General features: G+C 72.1%; 22 protein-coding genes. 11 read left to right on the forward strand and 11 right to left on the reverse strand.

Translation table 11 applies throughout. From position 1 onward, the window contains the following. Positions 1-125: 125 nt before the first annotated feature. The 9 genes from AOA12_RS16985 to AOA12_RS17025 all read left to right on the forward strand — a co-directional run bounded on the left by AOA12_RS16985 (position 126) and on the right by AOA12_RS17025 (position 8,609). On the forward strand, positions 126-1,001 hold the full coding sequence (locus tag AOA12_RS16985; protein ID WP_054685452.1) for a DNA-3-methyladenine glycosylase family protein: 876 nt from the start codon (positions 126-128) through the stop codon (positions 999-1,001). 60 nt (positions 1,002-1,061) lie between these two features. Beyond that, positions 1,062-1,484 carry a VOC family protein gene (locus AOA12_RS16990; RefSeq protein WP_054685453.1) on the forward strand — a complete coding sequence of 141 codons (423 nt, stop codon included), beginning with the start codon at positions 1,062-1,064 and terminating at the stop codon, positions 1,482-1,484. Positions 1,485-1,764: 280 nt separating this feature from the next. Continuing rightward, positions 1,765-2,514, forward strand: coding sequence for an ABC transporter permease (locus AOA12_RS16995; protein WP_054685458.1), 750 nt, complete (start codon positions 1,765-1,767; stop codon positions 2,512-2,514). A 184-nt stretch (positions 2,515-2,698) separates the two neighbouring features. Beyond that, on the forward strand, positions 2,699-3,727 hold the full coding sequence (locus tag AOA12_RS17000; protein WP_054685461.1) for an ABC transporter substrate-binding protein: 1,029 nt from the start codon (positions 2,699-2,701) through the stop codon (positions 3,725-3,727). Between the two features lie 81 nt (positions 3,728-3,808). Further along, positions 3,809-4,846 (forward strand): ABC transporter permease, encoded by a 1,038-nt coding sequence (locus AOA12_RS17005; protein ID WP_082406340.1) that lies wholly within the window; start codon positions 3,809-3,811, stop codon positions 4,844-4,846. After that, the gene (locus AOA12_RS17010; RefSeq protein ID WP_197280957.1) at positions 4,836-5,897 is read left to right on the forward strand and encodes an iron chelate uptake ABC transporter family permease subunit; all 1,062 of its coding nucleotides are present in this window, start codon (positions 4,836-4,838) and stop codon (positions 5,895-5,897) included. Before AOA12_RS17005 ends, AOA12_RS17010 begins: the two co-directional genes overlap by 11 nt. Next, positions 5,894-6,667, forward strand: a complete 774-nt coding sequence (locus AOA12_RS17015) for an iron ABC transporter ATP-binding protein (RefSeq protein WP_054685464.1) — start codon at positions 5,894-5,896, stop codon at positions 6,665-6,667. Before AOA12_RS17010 ends, AOA12_RS17015 begins: the two co-directional genes overlap by 4 nt. Position 6,668: 1 nt before the next feature. Further along, positions 6,669-7,436, forward strand: coding sequence for a siderophore-interacting protein (locus AOA12_RS17020; RefSeq protein WP_054685466.1), 768 nt, complete (start codon positions 6,669-6,671; stop codon positions 7,434-7,436). A 438-nt stretch (positions 7,437-7,874) separates the two neighbouring features. After that, the gene (locus AOA12_RS17025) at positions 7,875-8,609 is read left to right on the forward strand and encodes an SDR family oxidoreductase (RefSeq protein ID WP_054685470.1); all 735 of its coding nucleotides are present in this window, start codon (positions 7,875-7,877) and stop codon (positions 8,607-8,609) included. A 248-nt stretch (positions 8,610-8,857) separates the two neighbouring features. Here AOA12_RS17025 and AOA12_RS17030 read toward each other — a convergent pair whose 3' ends face one another. Further along, positions 8,858-9,688: an aldo/keto reductase gene (locus AOA12_RS17030; RefSeq protein ID WP_054685474.1), complete on the reverse strand. Its 831-nt coding sequence runs from the start codon at positions 9,686-9,688 to the stop codon at positions 8,858-8,860. Positions 9,689-9,707: 19 nt separating this feature from the next. Further along, positions 9,708-10,511 (reverse strand): Cof-type HAD-IIB family hydrolase, encoded by an 804-nt coding sequence (locus AOA12_RS17035; protein ID WP_054685475.1) that lies wholly within the window; start codon positions 10,509-10,511, stop codon positions 9,708-9,710. Between the two features lie 75 nt (positions 10,512-10,586). Here AOA12_RS17035 and AOA12_RS17040 point away from each other — a divergent pair, with 75 nt between their 5' ends. Further along, complete coding sequence (locus AOA12_RS17040) at positions 10,587-11,792, forward strand: MFS transporter (RefSeq protein WP_054685477.1); 1,206 nt, start codon at positions 10,587-10,589, stop codon at positions 11,790-11,792. A gap of 580 nt (positions 11,793-12,372) precedes the next feature. Here the strand turns inward: AOA12_RS17040 and AOA12_RS17045 are convergent. The 9 genes from AOA12_RS17045 to AOA12_RS17085 all read right to left on the reverse strand — a co-directional run bounded on the left by AOA12_RS17045 (position 12,373) and on the right by AOA12_RS17085 (position 22,318). Next, the gene (locus AOA12_RS17045; RefSeq protein ID WP_054685480.1) at positions 12,373-13,878 is read right to left on the reverse strand and encodes a CoA-acylating methylmalonate-semialdehyde dehydrogenase; all 1,506 of its coding nucleotides are present in this window, start codon (positions 13,876-13,878) and stop codon (positions 12,373-12,375) included. Between the two features lie 35 nt (positions 13,879-13,913). Continuing rightward, positions 13,914-15,236: an aspartate aminotransferase family protein gene (locus AOA12_RS17050; RefSeq protein WP_197280958.1), complete on the reverse strand. Its 1,323-nt coding sequence runs from the start codon at positions 15,234-15,236 to the stop codon at positions 13,914-13,916. Positions 15,237-15,300: 64 nt separating this feature from the next. After that, on the reverse strand, positions 15,301-16,488 hold the full coding sequence (locus tag AOA12_RS17055; protein ID WP_054685485.1) for an ABC transporter substrate-binding protein: 1,188 nt from the start codon (positions 16,486-16,488) through the stop codon (positions 15,301-15,303). 50 nt (positions 16,489-16,538) lie between these two features. Then, a complete protein-coding gene (locus AOA12_RS17060; protein ID WP_054687164.1) occupies positions 16,539-17,306 on the reverse strand; it encodes an ABC transporter permease in 768 nt (255 codons plus the stop codon). 10 nt (positions 17,307-17,316) lie between these two features. Then, a complete protein-coding gene (locus tag AOA12_RS17065) occupies positions 17,317-18,108 on the reverse strand; it encodes an ABC transporter ATP-binding protein (RefSeq protein ID WP_054685487.1) in 792 nt (263 codons plus the stop codon). After that, entirely contained in the window at positions 18,105-18,989 is an 885-nt protein-coding gene (locus AOA12_RS17070; protein WP_054685490.1) for an ABC transporter permease, read from the reverse strand. Before AOA12_RS17070 ends, AOA12_RS17065 begins: the two co-directional genes overlap by 4 nt. Next, positions 18,986-20,002 (reverse strand): TIGR03842 family LLM class F420-dependent oxidoreductase, encoded by a 1,017-nt coding sequence (locus tag AOA12_RS17075; RefSeq protein ID WP_054685493.1) that lies wholly within the window; start codon positions 20,000-20,002, stop codon positions 18,986-18,988. The genes AOA12_RS17070 and AOA12_RS17075 overlap by 4 nt, the downstream gene beginning before the upstream one ends. A 13-nt stretch (positions 20,003-20,015) precedes the next feature. Then, positions 20,016-21,452 carry a dihydropyrimidinase gene (gene hydA, locus AOA12_RS17080; protein WP_054685497.1) on the reverse strand — a complete coding sequence of 479 codons (1,437 nt, stop codon included), beginning with the start codon at positions 21,450-21,452 and terminating at the stop codon, positions 20,016-20,018. 17 nt (positions 21,453-21,469) lie between these two features. Beyond that, positions 21,470-22,318 (reverse strand): nitrilase-related carbon-nitrogen hydrolase, encoded by an 849-nt coding sequence (locus AOA12_RS17085; RefSeq protein WP_054685501.1) that lies wholly within the window; start codon positions 22,316-22,318, stop codon positions 21,470-21,472. A gap of 181 nt (positions 22,319-22,499) precedes the next feature. On the opposite strand from AOA12_RS17085, the gene AOA12_RS17090 reads away from it, so the two are divergent. Beyond that, positions 22,500-23,840, forward strand: a complete 1,341-nt coding sequence (locus AOA12_RS17090) for an aminotransferase class I/II-fold pyridoxal phosphate-dependent enzyme (protein ID WP_054685504.1) — start codon at positions 22,500-22,502, stop codon at positions 23,838-23,840. Positions 23,841-24,108: the final 268 nt, after the last annotated feature.

The following is a 24,108-nucleotide window of genomic DNA, read 5'->3' on the forward strand; positions in this document are numbered from 1 at the left end:
GTCAACCCGTTGCTTCAACCGCGGCATTGTGCGGGTGCCACGCGCGAGCACCCGCACAATGCCGCGGTTGAAGTTGAAGGCGGGGCGGGGGCGAGGACGTCGGCGGGGGCACGTACGGTAGGCGCATGGAGCAACGGCCGCGCGAGACCGAGCTGCGCGTCGCGATCGACGTGCGGCGCGCGGTGCGGCGGCAGCAACGCGGCCCCCGCGACCCGGCGCAGTGCGAGCACGACGGCGTGATCTGGCGGGCGAGCCGCACGCCCGAGGGCGTCGCGACCCTCGCGCTGCGCATCGGACGCGCCCGCGTGCGCGCCGCGGCGTGGGGCCCCGGCGCCGCGTGGGCGCTCGACCAGCTGCCGCGGCTGTGCGGGCAGGCCGACAGCGTCGAGGGCTTCGACGCGTCGCGGCATCCGCTCATCGCGGAGACGCACCGCCGGCATCCCGACCTGCGCCTCGGCGCGACCGATCTCGTCTTCGACGCGCTCGCGGGGGCGATCATCGAGCAGAAGGTCACGGGCCTGCAGGCCTTCGGGGCGTGGCGGTCGCTGCTCACGTGGTGCGGCGAGCGCGCCCCCGGACCGACCCCCGTGCCGCTGTTCGCCCCGCCCGCCGACTGGCGGCGCATCCCCAGCTGGACGTGGCATCGCGCCGGCGTGGAGCCGCCGCAGTCGCGCACGATCGTGGAGGCCTCCCGCCGCCGCGCCGCGATCGAGCGCGGCGGCGACCCGGCGGCCGTGCGCGGCATCGGCGCGTGGACGGTCGCCGAGATGCGCATCCGCGCGCTCGGAGACCCGGACGCCGTGAGCGTCGGCGACTACCACCTCGCGCACGAGGTGGGGTTCGCGCTCACCGGCGGTCGCGTCGACGACGACGGGATGCTCGAGCTGCTGGAGCCGTGGCGCGGCCACCGCCAGCGCGTCATCCAGCTCATCGGACTCAGCGGCGTGCACGAGCCGCGCCGCGGGCCGCGGCTGCACCCCGAGGACCACCGATCGCGCTGACCCCGTTGTGGATGTCGGAGGGGCGCGCGACACTGGTGCTGGCACCGGAAGGAGGGCATCATGCCCCTGAGTCTCAACCCCTACATCTCATTCAAGAACAGCGCCCGCGAAGCTCTCGAGTTCTACCAGTCCGTGCTCGGCGGCGAGCTGCAGATCGACGAGTTCAGCTCGTTCCCCGACATGGCCCCCGCGGGCGAGGAGAGCCTCGTCATGCACGGCCAGCTCACGACGGACGACGGGCTCGTGCTCATGGCGTCCGACACGCCCAGCAGCATGCCGTACTCGCCGCCCGGCGGCATCTCGGTGTCGCTCAGCGGCGACGACGCCGAGCGCCTGCAGGCGGCCTGGGACGGCCTCGCCGAGGGCGGCGCGGTCATCGAGCCCTATCAGACGCCGCCGTGGGGCGGCACGTTCGGCATGCTCACCGACAGGTTCGGCGTCGTGTGGATGGTCGCCTACTGGGGCGAGCAGCCGGAGGGGTGACGCGCCCGCCGCGCGATCGACGCCGCGCCGGCTGAGCCGGCGCGGCGTTCTCCTGCCCGCCGCGTCTGTCCGCCGCATCTGTCCGCCGCATCCTCGCGCCTTCGCAGGAGCCCGCGGCCGTGCGCCGTGCAGGACGAATCGCGGATGCCGGGCGCCCCGCCGGGCGCGCAGGCCCGCGGGCCGGGTCTCTCCTGCACCGTGCACGGGAGGACCCGCCGCGCGGGAGAACGGGAGCGGCGGGCCCCGGCATCCGCGTCCGGCGCTCGCTACACTCCGAGGCGTGACCCCGGAGCCGCACTGGATCTCGACCGTCGTCGCGATCGGCGTTCTCGCGGCCGTCGCGACGGCGGCCCTCGCGGTGTTCGGCGTGCGATCGCCGTGGGCGCCCGCGGCGGCGATCGCGCGCGGCGTCGTGCAGCTCGCCGTGCTGAGCTTCGTGCTCACCGGCATCATCGCCGAGCCCGGCTGGATCGCGCTCGCACTCGTCGTGATGTTCGTGGTCGCGGCGTCCGTCGGCGCGCGGCGCATGGGCTGGTCGATGCGCGCGTTCGCGATCTGCGCCTCGGCGATCGGGCTCGGCGTCGGCGTCGCGCTCACCGTCGTCTTCGTCACCCGCGCGCTCGAGTTCTCGCCCCGCTACGTGCTCGCGGTCGGCGCGATCGTGATCGGCAACGCCATGACGGTCGCCACGCTGACGGGGCGCCGGTTCACCGAGGCGGTCGCCGACCACTGGGACGAGGTCGAGGGCTGGCTGGCGCTCGGGGCCCGGCCGCGCATCGCCACGCTCGACCTCGCGCGGCGCAGCGTGCGCGACGCCCTCATCCCCTCCATCGACCAGACCCGCACGACCGGGCTCGTCGTGCTGCCGGGCGCGTTCGTCGGCGCGATCTTCGGAGGCCTCTCGCCGCTGGAGGCGGGACGTTTTCAGATCATCGTGCTCGCAGCGATCATGGCGGCCGGAGCGCTCACCGCCGTGACGGTGGTCCTGTGGCTGGGGCCCGTGCGCACGAAACGATTTTTGTCTTCTTGATCAGGATTTCTGCACATCGCACACGTTTCTCGGCTGGAAATCCGAGACAGGAGAGGCTAGCCTCGTCATCGCGCCCCTTAGGTAGTCCTTACCTAAAAATGCGGGTGCCAACGGCGGCCCGCAGGCGCTCCCTCAGTGTTCGCGCGTTCGCGCCGATCCCCACACACCCAGAGGAGGCACAGCAATGTCCCTGACCCGTCCCACCGCCACGTCCCGCCCCATCGCGACGCTGGCACTCGTCGCCGCGTCGGCTCTCCTGCTCGCCGGCTGCTCCGGCAACGCCGAGCCCGCCGGCACCGACAGCGAGTCGGCCCCGGCCGCCTCCGACGAGAGCTACTACCCCATCACGGTCACCGACATGGCCGGCAACGAGGTGACGATCGAGAGCGCCGACAGCGTCGGCATCACCGACAACCGCTTCTTCCAGCTCGCCGCCGACTGGGACCTCCCCGTCACCGTCGCGCCGCGCGATCTGATGAGCCCGAACAACCCGCTGGTCGACGACGAGTCGATCCTCAACACCGGCACGCACCGCGAGCCCGACTTCGAGCAGTTCGTCGCCGCCGACCCCGACGTCATCATCAACGGCTACCGCTACAGCGGCGAGACCGCCGACGGCGTGAAGGAGGCCGCTCCCGACGCCGCGTTCATCGACATGACGGGCCCCGAGGACCAGACGGTCGACGAGTACGTGACCCAGAGCGTGACCCTCATGGGCGAGATCTTCAACAAGGAGGCCGAGGCCCAGGCCATCCTCGACCAGTTCCACGCGGCGATCGACGACGCGAAGGCGGCCTACGACCCCGCGCTCACGGTCATGGGCCTCGTCACGGCGGGCGGCGAGATCAACTACTCGAACCCGTTCGACGGCCGCGGTGCGAGCGTCTTCTTCAGCCTGCTCGACCTCACGCCCGCGCTCGACACCGAGGGCTCGGAGAGCCACACGGGCGACAGCGTCTCGCTCGAGGCCCTCGCCGAGGCGAACGCCGACGTGCTCATCGTGCTCGACCGCGACGCCGCCGTCTCGGAGGAGGGCGAGAAGGCCACGCCGGCCCTCGAGCTCATCAACGGCTCGGCCGCGCTCGCGAACGTGCCCGCCGTGAAGAACCAGGCGATCTACGTCTTCCCGGCCGACTTCTACCTGACCGAGGACGTCTTCGCCTTCACCACGGTGCTCGAAGGCCTCACCGAGCTGTTCAGCAGCGCCAAGTGACGCACTGACACGCACGCAGGTCGCTGCCACGGCTCTCCGAGAACCGTGGCAGCGACCTGCATCTCCCCCGGGAATCCCGCCATGTCCACTCAGACGCCCCCCGCACGACGTGTCACCAACGTCGACGCCCTCTCGTCCTCCGCCGCCGCGCGCACACGGTCGGGATGGCGCAGCGCCTGGCCGCTGCTCATCGCCGTCGTGCTCACGATCGGCCTCGTGATCGTCTCGATCTTCACGGGCGTCGCCGACATCACCGACACGACCGGCCGCGGCCACGAGTTCCTCTGGATCACCCGCATCCCCCGCACCTCCGCGCTCATCCTCGCGGGCGCGAGCATGGCGATGGCCGGCCTCGTGATGCAGCTGATGACCCAGAACCGCTTCGTCGAGCCGACGACCGTCGGCACGACCGAGTGGGCCGGCCTCGGGCTGCTCTTCACCTACATCGTCATGCCGTGGTCGGGCGTCTTCATGAAGATGGTCGTCGCGATCGTCTTCGCCTTCGTCGGCACGCTGATCTTCTTCGCCTTCCTGCGCCGGGTGACGCTGAAGTCCTCCCTCATCGTGCCGATCGTCGGCATCATGTTCGGCGCCGTCATCAGCGCCATCTCCACCTTCCTCGCCCTGCAGTTCAACTACCTCCAGGTGCTCGGCAGCTGGTTCATGGGCCGCTTCACGAGCGTGGAGATCGGCCGCTACGAGCCGCTGTGGATCGTGCTGTTCGTCGCGGTGACCGTGTGGATCGTCGCCGACCGCTTCACCGTCGCGGGCCTCGGCAAGGACATCGCCACGAACGTCGGACTCAACTACGAGCGCGTCGTGCTGCTCGGCGTCGGGCTCGTCTCGCTCACCACGGGCGTCGTCACCGTCGTCATCGGTGCACTGCCGTTCCTCGGGCTCATCGTGCCGAACCTCGTGTCGATGATCCGCGGCGACGACCTGCGCACCAACCTGCCGTGGGTGTTCCTCACCGGCATCTGGATCGTCACGGTGTGCGACCTCATCGGCCGCACGATCATCATGCCCTTCGAGGTGCCCATCTCGCTCGTGCTCGGCGTCGTGGGATCCGTCGTCTTCATCTTCATGCTGCTGCGCACAAGGAGGGCCAGTGCCCGCTGACGCCCTCTCACCACACGCCCAGGGCGTCGACGCGCCGCCCGCGGCATCCGCCCGGCGCGTCGGCCCCTACACCTCTCAGGCCCATCGGCTCCGCTACCTGCTGGTGCTCACGGGACTCATCGTCGCCGCCGTCGCGATCACCGTGCTGCTGCTGTCGTGGGGCAACCAGTACGAGCCGTTCAGCGAACGCTGGTGGCGCATCTCGCGCATGCGCGTCTCGGCGATCATCGTCATCGCGCTCGTGACGTTCTGCCAGTCGATCGCGACCGTCACGTTCCAGACCGCGACGAACAACCGCATCATCACGCCCTCGATCATGGGCTTCGAGTCGCTGTACGTGCTGCTCCAGACGTCCATCGTGTTCTTCTTCGGCACGACGGGCCTCGTGAGCCTCAGCCCGTTCGCGCGCTTCCTGCTGCAGTCGGCGCTGATGGTGCTGTTCGCAGTGCTGCTGTACTCGTGGCTGCTCTCGGGCCGGTTCGGCAATCTGCACGTGATGCTGCTCGTCGGCATCATCATCGGCACCGGCATGGGCGCCCTGTCGACGTTCATGCAGCAGATGCTCGACCCGAACGAGTTCGACGTGCTGACCGCGCGGCTGTTCGGCAACATCGGCAACGCCAACACCGACTTCCTGTGGTTCGTCATCCCCGTGTGCGCGCTCGCGGGCGGCACGATCTGGCTGCTCGCCCGGCGCCTCAACGTGATCGCGCTCGGCGCCGACATCTCCACCAACGTCGGCCTGCGCCACCGGCGCGAGATCATGCTCATGCTGACCCTCGTGTCGGTGCTGATGGCGATGAGCACCTCGCTCATCGGGCCGATGACGTTCCTCGGCTTCCTCGTCGCGACGCTCGCCTACGCCATCACCGACACCTACGACCACCGCCGCATCCTGCCCGTCGCCTGGCTGCTCGGCTTCGTCGTGCTGGCCGGCGCGTACTTCCTGCTGCGCCACGTGTTCCAGCTCGTGGATGCCGTCACCATCATCGTCGAGCTCATCGGCGGGCTCGTCTTCCTCATCGTCATCCTGCGAAAGGGCCGCCTGTGATCCGCCTCTCGAACGTGCGCAAACGCTACAGCGGCGACGTGGAGATCGGCCCGGTCTCCATCGACATCCCCGCCGGCGGCATCATCGCCCTCGTCGGGCCCAACGGCGCCGGCAAGTCGACCGTGCTCACGATGATGGGGCGGCTGCTCGCCCCCGACGAGGGCACCGTCGAGGTCGGCGGGCTCGACGTGCACGCGACGCCGTCGAAGCAGGTCGCGAAGACCGTGTCGATCCTGCGCCAGGAGAACCACTTCGTCACCCGCCTCACGATCCGCCAGCTCGTCGGGTTCGGCCGCTACCCCTACAGCGCCGGCCGGCTCACGCAGCACGACGAGGACAAGATCTCGGAGGCGATCGACTTCCTCGACCTCACCGACCTCGAGCAGCGCTTCCTCGACCAGCTCTCGGGCGGCCAGCGCCAGCGCGCGTACGTCGCGATGGTGCTCGCGCAGGACACCGACTACCTGCTGCTCGACGAGCCGCTGAACAACCTCGACGCGCAGCACTCGGTGCAGATGATGCAGCAGCTGCGCAGCGCCGCCGACGTGCTGGGGCGCACGATCGTCATCGTGCTGCACGACATCAACTTCGCCGCCGCGTACAGCGACTACATCATCGCGATGGAGGAGGGCAGGATCGCCGTGCACGGCACGCCCGACGAGATCATCCGCGACGACGTCCTCACCCGCGTCTTCCGCACCCCGGTGACGGTCGTCGACGGCCCCGGCGGCAAGTTCGCCGTCTACCACCGTGTCGAGAACGGAGCATGACATGACCTTCACCCTCGAACGCCAGGCGCTGGAGCTGCGCTTCCGCTCGGTGCACCTCGCGGCGCGCCAGTGGCTGACGCCCGACTACGTGCGCGTGCGCCTGGAGGGCGCCGACCTGCGCGGCTTCGACTCCCCCGGCTCCGACGACCACATCCGCATCTTCTTCCCCGACGCGCCGCCCGCCTCGGTCGAGGAGCTGCGCGCCGCACCGAGCCGCGAGTACACGCCGCTCGCGTGGGACGCCGAGGACGGCTGGCTCGACCTGGAGTTCGCGGTGCACGGCGCCGACGGCGTCGCGGCGCCGTGGGGGGCGACGGCCGAGCTCGGCGCGATCGCCGGCATCGGCGGGCCGCGCGGCTCGATGGTGCTGAACGGACGCCCCGACGGCTGGCTGCTCGCCGGCGACGAGACCGCCGTGCCCGCGATGCGCCGCTTCGCGCACCTGATGGATGCCGGGGCCGTCGGCCGCGTGCTCGTGGAGGTCACGGATGCCGCGCACGAGCTGCCGATCGACACCCCGCCGGGCGTCGTCGTCGAGCAGGTGCACCGCGGCGACGCGGCACCCGGCACGGCGCTGGCCGCGCGCCTCGACGCGCTCGGCGCCGACGACCGGCCCGCGGGCGCGGTGTTCGGCTTCGTCGCCGCCGAGCAGGCGATCGTGAAGACCGGCCGCGCCCTCCTCCTCGACCGCTGGGGTCTCGACGCCGACCACATCGTCGTCAAGGGCTACTGGAAGTCCGGCGAGACCGAGTACCACGCCCCGCACTGACCCCCGCCGATCCCCCGGCTGCGGAACCTCCGCGGCGAGACCGCCCGCCACCCACCCCGCTGATCGAGTGCTCGCGGCGGAGCCGCGAGTGTATCGAGATCCGTGTAGCGGACCGTGACACGGGTTTCGATACGCCGCCTCCGGCGGCTACTCAACCAGCGGAGTGACGCCACCTCCGACGGGCGCTCAGCCAGCGGGCGTGGCAGATGCCAGCGAGCGCGGTGCCCCAGGATCACCCCACCCCACCGATCCCCCGCCGATCGAGTGCCCGCAACACAGCCGCCCACCCCGCTGATCGAGTGCTCGCGGCGGAGCCGCGAGTGTATCGAGATCCGTGTAGCGGTCCGTTACACCGGTTTCGATACGCCGCCTGCGGCGGCTACTCAACCAGCGGGGTTACGCGGCGGGCGGGGCGCGGCGCGGTCGTAGGCTGGGCGCATGAGGATCGCGATCGCGGGCGGGACGGGACAGGCGGGTGCCCAGGCGGCCGCGGCGGCGAAGGAGCGCGGACACGACGTCGTCGTGCTGTCGCGGTCGACGGGCGTCGATCTCGTCACGGGCGGGGGCGTCGCGGCGGCGCTCGACGGGGCGGATGCCGTCATCGACGCATCCGGTGTGGGCCCGGACGACGATCCGACGGCCTTCCATCGCGCCGTCATCCAGTCCCTCACGGCGCAGCGGCCGCCGCACATCGTGGTGCTGTCGATCGTGAACTGCGACCGCGCGGCCTATCCGCTGTACGAGGGGAAGGTCGCCCAGGAGCGGGCGGCGCAGGCGAGCGGCGTGCCGTTCACGATCGCCCGCACGACGCAGTTCCACGAGTTCGCCGCGCAGGTGCTGCGCATGGGCACCCGCGGTCCGCTGCACTTCAGCCCGCGCATGCGCACGCAGCCCGTCGCGGTGCGCGAGGTGGGCGCGCGGCTCGTCGACCTCGCCGAGGCCGGGCCCGCGGGGCGCGTCGCCGACCTCGGCGGTCCCCGCGAGGAGTCGCTCGTCGAGATGGTGCGCGGCTACGCGCGGGCGACCGGCGCCGCGCGCCTCGTGCTCCCGATCAACCTGGGCGGGCCGTTCGGCCGCGCGCAGCGCGACGGCACGCTGCTGCCCGGTCCCGACGCCGTGCACGGCACCGAGACCTTCGCCGACTGGCTCGCGCGCGTCGCCCCCGCTGGGTGACCGGAGGCCGCGGGACTCGGCTGCTGCCGTCTGCCTCGCCGGCCCCTCCTTCTCTCTCCCGCTGGCCGAGCAGCGCGGTCTCCCGCTGGTCGAGTAGCGCGCTCTCCCGCTGGTCGAGTAGCGCGCGTCAGCGCGCGTATCGAGACCGGTGTAGCGGTCCGTTACACGGGTCTCGATACGCTCGCGGCTTCGCCGCGAGCACTCGACCAGCGGGGTGCGGCGAAGCCGGACCCCGGGCGGCCGCGGGGTTACATCTCCTCGTGGGTGTCGGGGTCGCCGTTCCACAGGCGGCCGCGCTCGAGGGCGGCGAGGGCGGCGACCTCGGCATCCGTCAGAGAGAAGCCGAACACGTCGGCGTTCTCGGCCTGCCTCTCGGCGGAGGCCGACTTCGGGATGGGCGTGCTGCCCAGCTGCACGTGCCAGCGCAGCACCGCCTGCGTGGGGCTGACCCCGTGCGCCGCGGCGATCTCGCCGACGACGGGCTCGCTCAGCAGCTCGCTGCGGCGGGCGAGCGGGCTCCAGCTCTCGGTGCGGATGCCGTGCTCCGCGTGGAAGGCGCGCAGCTCCGCCTGCGGAAAGTAGGGGTGCAGCTCGACCTGGTTGACCGCGGGCGCGACGCCGGTCTCGTCGATCAGGCGCGTGAGCATCGCGGGCGTGAAGTTCGAGACGCCGATCGAGCGCACCGCGCCCCGCTCGCGCAGCGCGATCATCGCGCGCCACGTGTCGAGCCACTTGCCGACCGAGGGGTTCGGCCAGTGGATGAGATACAGGTCGATGCGGTCGAGGCCGAGCCGCTCCAGCGAGCCCTCGGCGCTCGCGATCGTCTCGTCGTACCCGTGGTCGCGACCGGGCACCTTGGTGGTGACGATGAGCTCGTCGCGGATGCCGCTGCGCCGCACCGCCTCGCCGACCTCCGCCTCGTTCTCGTAGCTGACCGCGGAGTCGAGCAGCCGGTATCCGACCTCGACCGCGGAGACGATGGCATCCGTCCCCTCGGGGCCGCGCAGGTTGTAGGTGCCGAGACCGAGCTCGGGGAAGGAGACGCCGTCGTTCAGGGTGACCGTGGGAATCGTGACCATACGCCCACGCTACGCCCGATCACCCCAGCAGGGACTCGATCGTGCGGATGACGCCGAGGTCGGCGTTCGACGGCGCGCGATGACGCGCGACGGCCGCGACGTCGGGATGCGCGTTGGCCATCGCGTACGACCATTCGGCGGCCTGCAGCATCTCGACGTCGTTGAAGAAGTCGCCGAACGCGGCCGTCTGCGCGGGGCTCACGCCGAGCCGTCGCTGCAGCGCGCGCAGCGCGACGCCCTTGTTGACGCCGCGGTTCATGACGTCGATCCAGTGCTCCCCCGACACGACGACCTGGTGCGTCTCGGCGACGTCGGCGAGCGCGGGGGCCGTGTTCCGCTCCCCGCCGTCGAAGTCGTAGATCGCGACCTTGAGCACGCGGTCGTCGGGCTCGAGCACGTCGGGCACGACCCGGAGCGCCCGGTAGTACTTCTCGACCTCGGCGACGAACGCGGCATCCGTGCCCTCGATGTACGCCGACCGCTTGCCGCACACGACGACGCCGGCGCGCAGCGCGCCGTCGGCGACCAGCGACCGGAGGCGCGCGACGAGGGATGCCACGAAGGCCGGCGCCAGCGCGTCGTGACTGACCTCGTCGGCACCGCGCACGACGTACGTGCCGTTCTCGGCGATGTAGTCGAGGTCGGCGCCGCCGAACGTGTGCTGCAGCGTCGCGAGCTGCCGTCCGCTCGCGGGGGCGAAGGCGATGCCGCGCTCCCGCAACCGGTCGAGCAGCGGCCAGAACTCGTCGGGGAGCGCGCCGTCGGGCCGCAGCAGGGTGCCGTCCATGTCGGCGGCGATGAGGCGGATGTCGGGGATCGTCACGCTTCCATCCTTGCAAGGCTTCGGCGGTCGCCGCCCGCGACGACAACATAACTCGGTTAGATATATCATGCGGTGATGCGCGAGTTCACCGGCCACGTCCCCGGGAGCTCGGAGTACCGCCGCCTGCTGATCGGCCTGTTCTTCGCGGGCGTCGCGACCTTCTCCCAGTTGTACGGCATCCAGGCGGTGCTCCCGTTCATCGCCGAGACGTTCACGGTGTCGCCCGCGACGGCGTCGCTCACGCTCTCGGTCGCGACCCTCGGCGTCGCCGCGACGGTGATCGCGTGGTCGACGGTCGCCGACCGCATCGGCCGCATCCGGGCGATGGCGACGGGCCTCGTCGCCGCGGTCGTCTTCGGCGTGCTCGCGTCGTTCGCGCCGACGTTCGAGCTGCTGATCGCCGCACGCCTGCTGGAGGGCGTCTCGCTCGGTGCGATCCCCGCGCTCGCGCTCGCCTACATCGCCGAAGAGGTCGACGTGCGCCACACCGCGGCCGCGGCCGGCAGCTACATCGCGGGCAACTCGATCGGCGGCCTCGTCGGCCGGTTCGTCGAGGGCCCGCTCGGCGACCTGGGGCTGTGGCGCCAGGGCGTGCTGGCCGTCGCCGTGCTGTGCGCCATCGCGACGGTGCTGTTCCTGCGGCTGTCGCCGCCCGCGCGCGGCTTCGTCGCGGGCCGCACGCGCGAGAGCGGCGGTCCCTCGCTCGCCGCCCGCATCGCGATGAACCTGCGCGACCGCGGCCAGCTCTCGCTCTACGCGCAGGGCGCCCTGCTCATGGGATCGCTGGTCGGCGTGTACAACTACCTCGGGTTCCGGCTCACCGCGCCGCCCTTCTCGCTGCCGCTGTGGGTCGCCTCGTTCGTCTTCGTCGCCTACCTCGCCGGCACCCTGTCATCGCCGTGGGCGGGCCGGATCACGGCGCGGCTGGGACGATCGCGCGTGCTGCTCGGCGCGCTCGCGTTCATGGTGGTCGGTCTCTCGATCACCCTCGTCGACGCGCTGTGGGCGATCATCGTGGGCCTGCCGATCTTCACGGCGGGCTACTTCGCGGCGCACACGGTGGTCTCGGGCTGGGTGCCGGCCGTGGCCCGCCCCGAGGCGCGGGCGCAGGCGGCGGCGCTGTTCTCGCTGTCGTACTACACGGGCGCCGCGGTCTTCGGCTGGGCGCTCGGCTTCGTGTTCTCGGGCGCCGGCTGGACGGGCCTGGCCGCCGCCGTCGGCACCATGGTGGCGCTCGCCGGCCTGCTCCTGCTGGCCACCCCGCGCCCCACACCCCGCTGATCCCCGCTGACCCTCGCTGATCCCCGGGCATTACCCGGCGCACCCGGCCGGCGCCGCGAGCCGGCAGATGCCGCGCGGCCACGCCAACGGCGTTCACAACTCAGGAAATCCCGGCGACGCCGCGGCCGACAGGCCCGGAAACACGCGGGGACACCGGCCGTCCTTCCTGAATTGTGAACAGGCCGAGCGGCGAACGAGGCCAGGCGCCGAGGGCCGGCGGACGCGCCCTGGCCGGGCCGACGGCGTTCACAACTCAGGAGATCCCGGCGACGCCGCGGCCGACAGGCCCGGAAACACGCGGGGCCACCAGCGGGGGCCGGCCGTTCTTCCTGAGTTGTGAACGGGAGGCGGGGGTTGGGCGCGGGGCTGGGGACGCCGAAGCCCCGGGCTGCCGAAGCCCCGGAGCCCCGGAGCCCCGGCATCCGGCACCCTCGGCATCCGGCGTGCCGTTCACAACTCAGGAGAATCGGGCGCGTTCGCCGCGTGTCCGGCATCTGCCAGCCGTTCTTCCTGAATTGTGAACAGGCCGAGCGGCGGACGAGGGCCGACGGCCGCCGGCGCCCCGCCCGCACGGCGCCGGTCAGTCGTGCTGGGGGAATCCGAGGTCGACGCCGCCGTGCGACGGGTCGAGCCAGCGGCTCGTGACCGCCTTCTCCTGCGTGAAGAAGGCGAAGCCGTGCGGGCCGTAGGCCTTGGCGTCGCCGAACAGCGACGCCTTCCAGCCGCCGAACGAGTGGTACGCGACGGGCACGGGGATCGGCACGTTGATGCCGACCATGCCGACGTTCACCTCGCGCTGGAAGCGGCGCGCGGCGCCGCCGTCGTTGGTGAAGATCGCGGTGCCGTTGCCGTACGGCGAGGCGTCGATGAGCGCGAGTCCCTCGTCGTAGCTCGCGACCCGCACGACCGACAGCACGGGGCCGAAGATCTCGTCGGTGTAGACGGCCGACCCCGTCGGCACGCGGTCGACGAGGGTGGGGCCCAGCCAGAATCCGCCGGGGTCGCCGTCGACGTCGACGTCGCGCCCGTCCACGACGACGACGGCCCCGTCGGCGGTCGCGACGTCGAGGTAGCCGGCGACCCTGTCGCGGTGCTCGCGCGTGATGAGCGGGCCCATGTCGCACGCACGCGTGCCGTCGCCGACGCGCAGCCCCGCCATGCGCTCGGCGATCTTCGCGACGAGCGCATCGCCGACCGGCTCGACCGCGAGCAGCGCCGACACGGCCATGCACCGCTCGCCCGCCGAGCCGAACCCGGCGTTGACGGCGGCGTCCGCGGCGAGGTCGAGGTCGGCGTCGGGCAGCACGAGCATGTGGTTCTTCGCGCCGCCGAGCGCCTGCACGCGCTTGCCCGCCGCGCTGCCGCGCTCGTAGATGTAGCGGGCGATGGGGGTCGAGCCGACGAACGACAGCGAGCGGATGCCGGGGTGCGCGATGATCGCGTCGACGGCCTCCTTGTCGCCGTGCACGACCGAGAGCACGCCGTCGGGCAGGCCCGCCTCGGCGAACAGGCGCGCGATCCAGAGCGAGGCCGAGGGGTCCTTCTCGCTCGGCTTGAGCACGACCGCGTTGCCCGCGACGAGCGCGATCGGCAGGAACCACAGCGGCACCATCGCGGGGAAGTTGAAGGGGCTGATGACGCCCACGACGCCGACCGGCTGGCGCACCGTGTACACGTCGACGCCGCTCGACACCGACTCCGAGTACTCGCCCTTGAGCAGGTGTCCGGCGCCGCACGCGAACTCGACGACCTCGAGCCCGCGGGCGATCTCGCCGCGGGCGTCGGAGAGCACCTTGCCGTGCTCGGCGGTGAGGATCGCGGCGAGCTCGTCGGCGCGCGCGTTGAGCAGCTCGCGGAACGCGAACACGACGCTCTGCCGCCGGGCGATGCTCGCGTCGCGCCACGCGGGCCACGCCGCGCTCGTCGCGGCGACGGCGGCGTCGACGTCGCTCGCGCCGGCGAGGCGCACGGCGGCCGTGACGCGGCCGGTCGCGGGATTGCAGACGGGGGCGGTGCGGGGCGAGGCGCCCGCCCAGGGCGCGCCGCCCACCCAGTGGTCGATCGTGGGGATGTCGGTCTCGGTCATGTCGTCCTTGCTCTCTGTCTCTCGTCGCCACGGGCTCACAGCGCCGTCGCGAGAACCTCGTCGTACAGCGCGATCGCCTCGCGCACCTCGTCGTCGCCGACCGTGCACGGCGGCACGACGTGGATGCGGTTGTCGGCGAAGAACCCGATGAGCCCGCGCTCGAAGAGCGCCGCGCGCAGGCGTGCCATCGCCGTGGCGGGCAGCGGCTGCCGCGTCTCGCGGTCGGTCACGAGCTCGAGCGCCCAGAACACGCCGACCCCGCGCACCTCGCCGATCACGGGATGCCGGCCGGCGAGCTCCGCGAGGGCGGGGCCGAGCACGTCGGCGCCGATGCGCCGCGCGTTGTCGACGATCCCCTCGTCGCGCATCGCGTCGATCGCGGCGACGGCCGAGGCGGCCGCGAGCGGGTGCCCCGAGTAGGTGAGCCCGCCGGGGAAGACCCGCTCGTCGAACGCCGCCGCGATCGGGTCGGAGATCACGACGCCGCCGATCGGCACGTAGCCCGAGTTGACGCCCTTCGCGAACGTGATGAGGTCGGGCACGACGTCGTGGTCGTCGAAGGCGAACCAGCGCCCGGTGCGGCCGAAGCCCGCCATGACCTCGTCGAGGATGAGCACGATGCCGTGCTCGTCGGCGAGCGCGCGCACGCCGGCGAGATACCCCGGCGGCGGCACGAGCACGCCGGCGGTGCCCGGCACCGTCTCCAGCAGGATCGCCGCGATGCTCTCCGGCCCCTCGGCCTGGATGACCCGGCGCAGGTGGTGCAGCGCGCGCTCGCATTCCTGCTCGGGACCGTCGGACCAGAACTCGCTGCGGTAGGCGTACGGTCCGAAGAAGTGCACGTGGCCGCGCGCGTACTCGTTGGGCACGCGACGCCAGTCGCCCGTCGCGACGATCGCCGCGCCCGTGTTGCCGTGGTAGGAGCGGTACCGCGAGAGCACCTTGTCGCGTCCCGTGTACAGGCGGGCGAGGCGGATCGCGTTCTCGTTCGCGTCGGCGCCGCCGTTGGTGAAGAAGACCTTCTCGAATCCGGCCGGCGCGAGCGCGGCGATGCGCTCGGCGGCCTGCCCGCGCACGAGGTTCGCCGTCGACGGCGCGATCGTCGCGAGCCGGCCGGCCTGCTCGGCGATCGCCGCGACGACGGCGGGATGCTGGTGGCCGATGTTGACGTTGACGAGCTGGCTGGAGAAGTCGAGCCAGCTGCGCCCGCCGTGGTCCCAGACGCGGGCGCCGCTGCCGCCCGCGATCACGAACGGCGCGAGGGCGCCCTGCGCCGACCAGGAGTGGAAGACGTGGGCGCGGTCGAGCCGCCGGGCGAGCTCGTCGAGGTCGGTGGTGTCGGCGGTGGTGCTCATCATCGTGCTCCTTCGCGGAAGGGGTGCCGCTCGGGCCGGCGCCGGCCGGCCCGAGCGGCGGTCGGGACTACTGGCCGCCCTGGGTGAGGGTGACCTCGATCGGCTCGTACTCCCCCGAGGTCGAGACGCCCTCGGCCTCGAGCTCCTCGATCGCCTGCGCGATGTAGTCGTTCGAGTACGCGGATGCCGGGGGCTCGGCCGTGATCAGGTTCAGGCCGTCCTGGTTGACGGCGGCGAGCGCGCCGGCGACCGTCTTGTCCCACGCGGCGGCGTCGACGAGGCCGAAGTCGTCGCCCGTCCAGATGAGCTTGTTCACCTCGTTGAGCATCCACAGCTGGTGCACGGCGCCCACGGGGAAGGCGAGCTCGGCGGTCGAGGCGATGTCCCAGACGATCTCCGCCGACTCCTCGACGTTGTCGCGGGCGTACAGCCAGCCCTTGACGACCGCCTTGAGGAAGCGCACGGTGGCGTCGGCGTAGGCGGGGTCGTCGAGCCGCTCGGTGTCGGCCCAGATGGCGTCCTGCAGCATCGCGCCCTCGGTGTCCTCGTAGAAGATGACGTCGAGGTCGTCGAGCGTGTAGAGCGCGCCGGTCGCGGGGTTCACGGTCTCCAGCACCTGGGCCAGCTCGTTGTAGGTCATGGCCTGGGCGGCGTCCACGTCGCCGTCGAGCAGCGCGTTCATCGAGAAGTCCTGCGTCGTGATCGACACCGAGGTGGCGTCGAGGCCCTCGGCCGCCATCGCGGCGAAGATCTCCCACTCGTTGCCGAAGCCCCACGAGCCGATGCGCTTGCCCTCGAAGTCGGCGACGCTCGTGATGCCCGATCCGGCCCACGAGACCTGCGTCGTGCCCGACTTCTGGTAGACCTGCGCGACGTTGGTGAGCTCGACGCCGCTCGACTCGATCGTGCCGAGCACCTTGGGCACCCACGCGATCGCGAAGTCGACGTCGCCCGCGGCGAGGGCGTCCTGCGGCACGATGTCGCCGCCCGAGGGGACGATCTCGACGGAGTCGAAGCCCTCCTCGGCGAAGAAGCCCTTCTCCTGCGCGACGTAGTATCCGGCGAACTGGGCCTGGGGCAGCCACTGCAGCTGCAGCCGGATGTCGGTGATGGGGGTGAACTCGCCGTCGGCGGGAGCCGACTCCGCGGGCGCCGATGGGGCGGGGGCGTCGCCGGACGAACAGGCGGCGAGGACGAGGGCGGCCGAGACCCCGGCCGCGGCGACGGCGAGGACGCGTCGTGTGCTGTGTCGCATGGGGTGTTCCCTTCTGGTGCGGGTGCGGTGATGCGGGTGGTGGTGCGGGATCAGGCGGGACGGCCGCGCGCGGTCGCCCGTTCGAGCAGCGCGGTGGTGGCGAAGAAGAGCAGCCCGACGATGACCGCGCCGCCCACGTAGGCCCACGCGAGCGCCGCGTTGCCCGACTTCGCGTAGCTCGCGATCGCCGTTCCGAGCCCGTCGGCGGGGCCGCCGAAGTACTCCGCGACGAGGGCCGAGATCACCGCGAGCGAGCTCGCGATGCGCACGCCCGTCACGAGGTACGGCAGCGCCGTCGGCAGTGTGAGCCTGCGGAAGGTCTGGCCGCCGCCGGCGGCGTAGGCGCGGAAGAGGTCGCGCTGCACGGGCCGGGCCTGGCGCAGCCCGCGCAGCACGTTGACGAAGACCGGCACGAACGCCGCGATGCCCGCGACGATCTGGCGGCCGAACTGGCTCGACGCGCCGAACAGGGTGTTCAGCAGCGGGGTGAGCGCGACGATCGGCACGACCGCGAGCGCCGCGACGAGCGGTGCGGTCATCCCGTCGACGGGGCGCAGCCACGCCGCGAGGCCCGCGAGCACGATGCCCGCGACGGTGCCGGCGACCAGCCCGACGAGGGCGTTGCCGCCCGTCGTGAGCGCGTCGTCGAAGAGGATGCCGGCGTGCCGCACCATGTTCGTCACGACGTCGGCGGGCGCGGGCACGAGGGCGAGGCGTCCCGTCGAGACGCCGGAGAGCGCCTGCCAGGCGACGAGGAGCACGACCCCGACGAGGATCGGGGCGGCGAGGCGCAGGACGCGCTCGGCGGCGAGGGTCATCGGCATCCCCTCATCTCTCGTTCGCCCGCTCGACGGGCGCGCCGTGCAGCGCCTCGCGCACGGCCGTGACGTGGGCGAAGAACTCGGGCGACTCGCGCAGCCCGTCGTCGCGCGCGTCTCCGAACGGCACGTCGAGCACGTCGGTGATGCGGCCGGGCCGCGGCGACATGACGACGACGCGGTCGGAGAGGTAGACGGCCTCGGGGATGGAGTGGGTCACGAAGACGACGGCGGCGCCCGTCTCGGCCGTGATGCGGGCGAGCTCGGTCTGCATGCGCTCGCGCGTCATCTCGTCGAGGGCGCCGAACGGCTCGTCCATGAGCAGCAGCCGCGGGCTGGTCGCGAGCGATCGCGCGATCGCGACGCGCTGCTGCATGCCGCCGGAGAGCTCGTCGGGGTAGCGGACGCCGAAGTCGGCGAGGCCCACGAGCGCGGCGAGTTCCGCGGCACGGGCCGCGCGGGCCGCCTTGGGCATGCCGTGCAGCTCGAGCGGCAGCACGATGTTCTCCAGCACCGTGCGCCACGGCAGCAGGCCGGCCTGCTGGAAGGCGATGCCGTAGTCGTGGTCGAGCCGCGCCCGGTGCGCGGTCTTGCCGAAGACCTCGATGACGCCCGCGGTGGGCTGGTCGAGGTCGGCGACGAGCCGCATGAGCGTCGACTTGCCGCATCCGGACGGGCCGATGAGGGAGACGAACTCCCCCGCGGCGACGTCGAGGTCGACGCCCGTGAGCGCCTGCACGCGATCGGCGCGCGTGCCGAACACGCGGTCGACGCCCGCGACGTGCACGGCGAGATCGCTCATGCCGGTGCCTCCCCTCGGCGATAGCGGCGCAGCCCCGTGCCCAGCAGGGCCACGGAGCCGGCGGCGATGAGCCCCAGCAGCACGGCGCCGAAGATGGGCGCCCACGGCAGCGCGGGGTCGGCCGACGCCGACTGCGCCATCTGCAGCAGCATGCGCCCGAGTCCGCCGCGCATGCCGATCGACACCTCCGCGACGACGGCGCCCACGACGGCGTTCGCCGCGGCGAGGCGCATCGCGGGCAGCAGGTGCGGCACGGCCGCGGGCAGGCGCAGCAGCCGCAGTGTCTGCCCGTACCCGGCGGCATAGCTGCGCATGAGATCGAGGTGGATCGCGTCGGGCGACGAGAGCCCGCGCAACGCGCCGACCGCGACGGGGAAGAACGCGAGGTACGACGCGATCACCGCGACCGACAGCCACTCGGGCCAGGGCACGCCGCTGCGATCGACCTGGCCGCCGATGCGCGCCACGAGCGGGGCGAAGGCGATGAGCGGCACCGTCTGCGAGACGACGATCCACGGCAGCAGGCCCCACTCCGCGAGGCGCCAGCGCTGCATGAGCAGGGCGAGCGCGAAGCCCACGACGACGCCGATCGCCCAGCCGAGCGCCGCGATGCCGAGCGTCAGCAGCGCGCCGCCGGCGACCGTGAGCCACAGCGGCGGCGTCTGCCCGCCGCTCGTCGGGTCGAACAGGCGCGCGATCATGTCCCAGACGTGCGGCATCGCCCGGTCGTGGGTGCGCGGAAGGATGCGCAGCCCGTCGCGCGCGTCGCCGAGCACGACGCCGTCAGCGGGGCCGAGCCACTTGTACACCTCCCACAGGGCCACCACGGCGATCACGCCCAGCGCGCCCCAGAGCCATGCCGTGCGGGCACGGGGCGTCATGACTTCGCCGTGATCGCGTCGTGCAGCGCGGGGATGACTCTCTCGCCGTAGACCCGCATCGTCTCCTCTTTGTTGTCGTGCTGCAGGTAGCCCGCGAACTGCGTCACGCCGATCGCGCGCAGCTGCTCCAGCTTGGCGATGTGGTCGTCGGCCGAGCCGAGCACGCAGAACCGGTCGACGATCTCGTCGGGCACGAAGTCGACGTGGTCGTTGTGGCTCTTGCCGTGCGAGTTGTAGTCGTATCCCGTGCGCCCCGCGATGTAGTCGGTGAGCGCCTGCGGCACGCCGCCGCCGGTGCCGTACTTGGCGACGATGTCGGCGACGTGGTTGCCGACCATGCCGCCGAACCAGCGGCATTGCTCCCGCATGTGCGCGATGTCGTCGCCGATGTACATGGGCGCCGCGACGCAGAACGCGATCGCGTCGGGGTCGCGCCCGGCGCGCTCGGCGGCCTCGCGCACGACCCGGATCATCCACGCCGCGATGTCGACGTCGGCCAGCTGCAGGATGAAGCCGTCGCCGACCTCGCCCGTGAGCTTGAGGGCGAGCGGGCCGTAGGCGGCGACCCAGACGTCGAGCTGCGACCCTCGGCTCCACGGGAACTGCAGCGTCGCGCCGTTGTGCTCGACGGGACGCGAGTTGCCGAGCTCGCGGATCACGTGGATCGCCTGCCGCAGCTCGCGCAGCGTCGTGGGCGCGCCGTTCGTGACCCGCACGGCCGAGTCGCCGCGCCCGATGCCGCAGATGGTGCGGTTGCCGTACATCTCGTTGAGCGTCGCGAACACCGACGCCGTGACCGTCCAGTCGCGCGTCGCGGGGTTCGTCACGAACGGGCCGACGACGACGCGCTTGGTCGCGTTCAGGATGGCCGAGTGGATGACGTAGGGCTCCTGCCACAGCAGGTGCGAGTCGAACGTCCACACGTGGCTGAACCCGTGCGCCTCGGCCAGCTGGGCGAGCTGCACGGTGCGCGCCGAGGGCGGGTTGGTCTGCAGGACGACGCCGAAGTCCATCGCGCTCTCCCCCTCAGACCAGGTACTGGCTCAGGCCGCGCCGGACGAACCGGCCGTCGCCCTTGCGTCCGAGATAGGCGCCGGCATCCACGATCACCTTGCCGCGCGCGATCACGGTGTCGACGTGCCCGTCGATCTCGAAGCCCTCCCACGCGGAGTGGTCCATGTTCATGTGGTGCGTCCCGTCCACCCCGATCGAGGTGTGCCCGTTCGGGTTGTAGACGACGACGTCGGCGTCGGCGCCCGGCGCGATGACGCCCTTCCGGCCGTACATCCCGAACATCCGCGCGGGGGTCGTGCTGGTCAGCTCGACCCACCGCTCGAGCGTGATCTCGCCCGTCACGACGCCCTGGTACATGAGGTCCATGCGGTGCTCGACCGAGCCGATGCCGTTCGGGATCGCGCGGAAGTCGCCGCGCCCCAGCTCCTTCTGGTCCTTCATGCAGAACGGGCAGTGGTCGGTCGACACCATCTGGATGTCGTTGGTGCGCAGCGCCTGCCACATGTGCCGCTGGTGCCCCTCCTCGCGCGAGCGCAGCGGCGTCGAGCACACCCACTTCGCGCCCTCGAACGCGCCCCACTGCTCGCTGTGCGCGGCGAGCTGCTCCTCGAGCGACAGGTACAGGTACTGCGGACAGGTCTCGCCGAACACGTTCCTGCCGTTGTCGCGCGCCCACGCGAGCTGCTCGACCGCCTGCTTCGCGCTGACGTGCACGACGTAGAGCGGGGCGCCCGTGACGTCGGCGAGCATGATCGCGCGGTGCGTCGCCTCCTCCTCGAGCTGCCACGCGCGGGCGATGCCGTGGAAGTACGGGTCGGTCTTGCGCTGCTCGTAGAGCTGCTGGGCGAGCACGTCGATCGCGGGGCCGTTCTCGGCGTGCATCATCGTGAGCAGGCCGGTCTCGGCCGACACCTGCATGGCCTTGAGGATCTGCGCGTCGTCGGAGTAGAAGACGCCCGGGTAGGCCATGAAGAGCTTGAAGCTCGAGATGCCCTCGTCGACGAGCCCGCGCATCGCGGCGAGCGCGTCGTCGTCGACCCCGCCGACGATCTGGTGGAAGCCGTAGTCGACGGCGCAGTTGCCCGCGGCCAGCTCGTGCCAGTGCGCGAGGCCGTCCTGCACGCGCTCGCCCGTGCGCTGCACGGCGAAGTCGACGATCGTCGTCGTGCCGCCCCACGCGGCCGCGCGGGTGCCGGTCTCGAACGTGTCGCTCGCCTGCGTGCCGCCGAAGGGCAGCTGCATGTGCGTGTGGGCGTCGATGCCTCCCGGCACGACGTACTTGCCCGTCGCGTCGATCACGGTGTCGACGGATGCCGTGAGATCGGTGCCCAGCAGCTGCGACCCCGGCGCGAGCACCGCGACGATCGTCTCGCCGTCGACGAGCACGTCGGCGGCGCCGCGGCCGGTCGCCGAGACGACGGTCCCGCCGGTGATGAGTGTGGTGGCCATGCGCATCTCCTTCCGGCTCAGGGCGCGACGATGTCGCCGTAGGTGTCGGGGCGGCGGTCGCGGTAGAACTGCCAGTCGTCCCGCATCCCCTGCACGAGGGTCATGTCGAGGTCGCGCACGAGGATCTCCTCGTGCTCACCCGAGCCCAGCTCGCCGACGTAGTTGCCCCGCGGGTCGACGATCTGGCTGCGGCCGTAGAAGTCCACGGCCTCGTCGCCGTACTCGTTGTCCTCGAGCCCCACGCGGTTCGGGGCGAGCACGAAGTAGCCGTTCGCGACGGCCGCGGCGGGCTGCTCGATCTCCCACAGCCGGTTCGACAGGCCGGGCTTGGTCGCGTTGGGGTTGAAGGCGAGGTGGGCGCCGTTCAGGCCCAGCGCACGCCACCCCTCGGGGAAGTGCCGGTCGTAGCAGATGACGACGCCCACCTTGCCGACGGCCGTGTCGAAGACCGGGTAGCCCAGGTTGCCCGGCCGGAAGTAGAACTTCTCCCAGAACTTCTCGACGTGCGGGATGTGGTTCTTGCGGTACATCCCCGCGATCGTGCCGTCGGCGTCCACGACGACGGCCGTGTTGTAGTAGACGCCCGTCTGCGCCTCCTCGTAGATCGGCAGGATCATGACCAGGTGCAGCTCCTTCGCGAGCGCCGCGAAGCGCTGCACGATGGGACCGTCGGCCGGCTCGGCGTAGCGGTAGTACTTCTTGTCCTGCGTGATGCCGAAGTACGGCCCGTAGAACAGCTCCTGGAAGCAGATGACCTGCGCGCCCTGCGCCGCCGCCTCCCGTGCGAACCCCTCGTGCTTGTCGAGCATCGACTCCTTGTCGCCCGTCCACGTCGTCTGCGTGATCGCCGCTCTGACCGTCGTCATCGTTCCTCCCGGAATGTCTCGCCGCTCTCCATCACCCGGGCCGCCGGCCACGCTGCCGCACGTTCCGCCCGTTTTCGTTACTGTGATGGTTGAACATTACTGCGCCGTTTCCGAGTGTGTCGATACCGTAAATCCTCGGCATCCGCGCCGGGACGGCCGCCCGAGAACGGAGGGATGCCGCATGCTCCGCCCCGAGTCTCTTCGGGCGCGCTCGCCGCACGGCATCGCGTCGGAGATCGCGCGGCTCGCCGCCGACGGGACCCTCGCGCCCGGCGAGCGGCTGCCGACGGTGCGCGCGATCGCGGCGGCGCTCGGCGTCTCGGCGGGGACCGTCTCCGCCGCGTGGCGCGCGCTCGCCGACGCGGGCGTCATCGTCTCGCGCGGCCGGGCCGGAAGCTTCGTGCGCAGCGATCGCAGCGAGTGGCTGAGCCCGCGCGTGCACGAGCTGGCCGCGCCGGCCGGCCCCGTGCGCCTCGATCTGTCGCTCGGCACCCCCGACCCCGCCATGCTCCCCTCGCTGCACGCGGCGTTCGCCCGCGTCGCGCCGCGCGCCGACACCGGCCGCTACAACGACGTCCCCGTGCTGCCCGAGCTGCATGCCCTGCTCGCCGAGACCTGGCCCGTCGCGGGCGTCGAGGCGCTCACGGTCGTCGACGGCGCGCTCGACGGCGTCGCGCGCACGCTCGAGCAGGTCGTGCGCTTCGGCGACCGCGTCGCCGTCGAGTCCCCCGGCTTCCCGTACTTCTTCGACCTCGTCGACGCGCTCGGCGCCGAGGCCGTGCCGCTCGAGCTCGACCGCGACGGCGTGACCCCGGCATCCCTCTCCCGCGCCCTCACGCGCGCGCCCGCGGCCGTGCTGCTGCAGCCGCGGGCGCAGAACCCGACGGGCGTGTCGATGTCGCCCGATCGCGCCCGCGCGCTCGCCCGCGTGCTGCTCGGATCGTCGGGCGGGCGGCGCGTGACGGTCATCGAGGACGACCATTCGGCCCTCGTGAGCAGCGCCCCCGACGTCACGCTCGCGCGGCTGCTGCCGGCGCAGGTCGTGCACGTGCGCAGCTTCTCGAAGTCGCACGGCCCCGATCTGCGCATCGCGGCGCTCGGCGGGCCCGCGCGCATCGTCGAGCGCGTCGTGGCCCGCCGCATGCTCGGGCCCGGCTGGACCTCCCGGCTGCTGCAGACCGTGCTCGTGGACCTGCTCACCGACGCGTCGTCGGTCGCGCGGGTGCGCAGCGCGCGGCTCATCTACCGCGACCGGCTCGACCGGCTCGCGTCCGCCCTGCGGCGCCTCGGCGTCGACGTCGGCGAGCCCGACGGCATCAACCTGTGGATGCCGGTGCGCGACGAGCGAGCCGCGATCGTGCGCCTCGCCGCGTCGGGCATCGCGGTCGCCGCGGGGCGCCCGTTCCTGACGGCCGACGGCGCGCCCGCGCCGCACGTGCGCGTCACGGGCGGGCTCGTGTCGGAGAACACCCGGCTCGTCGCCGAGGCCCTCGCCGACGCGGCCGCCGCGCCGCCGCTCTAGCCGGTGGAGCGCGTCCTCGGCACCGACGCCTCGCACCGTGGGAAGGGTCTCGATACGCTCGCGGCTCCGCCGCGAGCACTCGACCAGCGGGGGTGTGGATGCGCCCGTAAGTTCCCGCTGGTTGAGTAGCCGCCGCAGGCGGCGTATCGAAACCCGTCTAACGCACCGTGGCAAGGGTCTCGATACACTCGCGGCTCCGCCGCGAGCACTCGACCAGCGGGAACGGACGCACCCGCAACCCACACCCGCACCCCCACACCCCGCTGGT

The organism is Microbacterium sp. No. 7 (assembly GCF_001314225.1).
In the GTDB taxonomy this organism is placed as follows: domain Bacteria; phylum Actinomycetota; class Actinomycetes; order Actinomycetales; family Microbacteriaceae; genus Microbacterium.

Bases quoted from the DNA above. Each gene is read 5' to 3' on its own strand.
- AOA12_RS17075 (WP_054685493.1), bottom strand. From the start codon at position 20,002: ATGGACTTCGGCGTCGTCCTGCAGACCAACCCGCCCTCGGCGCGCACC.
- AOA12_RS16990 (WP_054685453.1), top strand. From the start codon at position 1,062: ATGCCCCTGAGTCTCAACCCCTACATCTCATTCAAGAACAGCGCCCGC.
- AOA12_RS17025 (WP_054685470.1), top strand. From the start codon at position 7,875: ATGAGGATCGCGATCGCGGGCGGGACGGGACAGGCGGGTGCCCAGGCG.
- AOA12_RS17085 (WP_054685501.1), bottom strand. From the start codon at position 22,318: ATGACGACGGTCAGAGCGGCGATCACGCAGACGACGTGGACGGGCGAC.
- hydA (WP_054685497.1), bottom strand. From the start codon at position 21,452: ATGGCCACCACACTCATCACCGGCGGGACCGTCGTCTCGGCGACCGGC.
- AOA12_RS17060 (WP_054687164.1), bottom strand. From the start codon at position 17,306: ATGACCCTCGCCGCCGAGCGCGTCCTGCGCCTCGCCGCCCCGATCCTC.
- AOA12_RS17030 (WP_054685474.1), bottom strand. From the start codon at position 9,688: ATGGTCACGATTCCCACGGTCACCCTGAACGACGGCGTCTCCTTCCCC.
- AOA12_RS17070 (WP_054685490.1), bottom strand. From the start codon at position 18,989: ATGACGCCCCGTGCCCGCACGGCATGGCTCTGGGGCGCGCTGGGCGTG.
- AOA12_RS16985 (WP_054685452.1), top strand. From the start codon at position 126: ATGGAGCAACGGCCGCGCGAGACCGAGCTGCGCGTCGCGATCGACGTG.
- AOA12_RS17065 (WP_054685487.1), bottom strand. From the start codon at position 18,108: ATGAGCGATCTCGCCGTGCACGTCGCGGGCGTCGACCGCGTGTTCGGC.
- AOA12_RS17055 (WP_054685485.1), bottom strand. From the start codon at position 16,488: ATGCGACACAGCACACGACGCGTCCTCGCCGTCGCCGCGGCCGGGGTC.
- AOA12_RS17040 (WP_054685477.1), top strand. From the start codon at position 10,587: ATGCGCGAGTTCACCGGCCACGTCCCCGGGAGCTCGGAGTACCGCCGC.
- AOA12_RS17005 (WP_082406340.1), top strand. From the start codon at position 3,809: ATGTCCACTCAGACGCCCCCCGCACGACGTGTCACCAACGTCGACGCC.
- AOA12_RS17050 (WP_197280958.1), bottom strand. From the start codon at position 15,236: ATGATGAGCACCACCGCCGACACCACCGACCTCGACGAGCTCGCCCGG.
- AOA12_RS17090 (WP_054685504.1), top strand. From the start codon at position 22,500: ATGCTCCGCCCCGAGTCTCTTCGGGCGCGCTCGCCGCACGGCATCGCG.
- AOA12_RS17020 (WP_054685466.1), top strand. From the start codon at position 6,669: ATGACCTTCACCCTCGAACGCCAGGCGCTGGAGCTGCGCTTCCGCTCG.
- AOA12_RS17000 (WP_054685461.1), top strand. From the start codon at position 2,699: ATGTCCCTGACCCGTCCCACCGCCACGTCCCGCCCCATCGCGACGCTG.
- AOA12_RS17045 (WP_054685480.1), bottom strand. From the start codon at position 13,878: ATGACCGAGACCGACATCCCCACGATCGACCACTGGGTGGGCGGCGCG.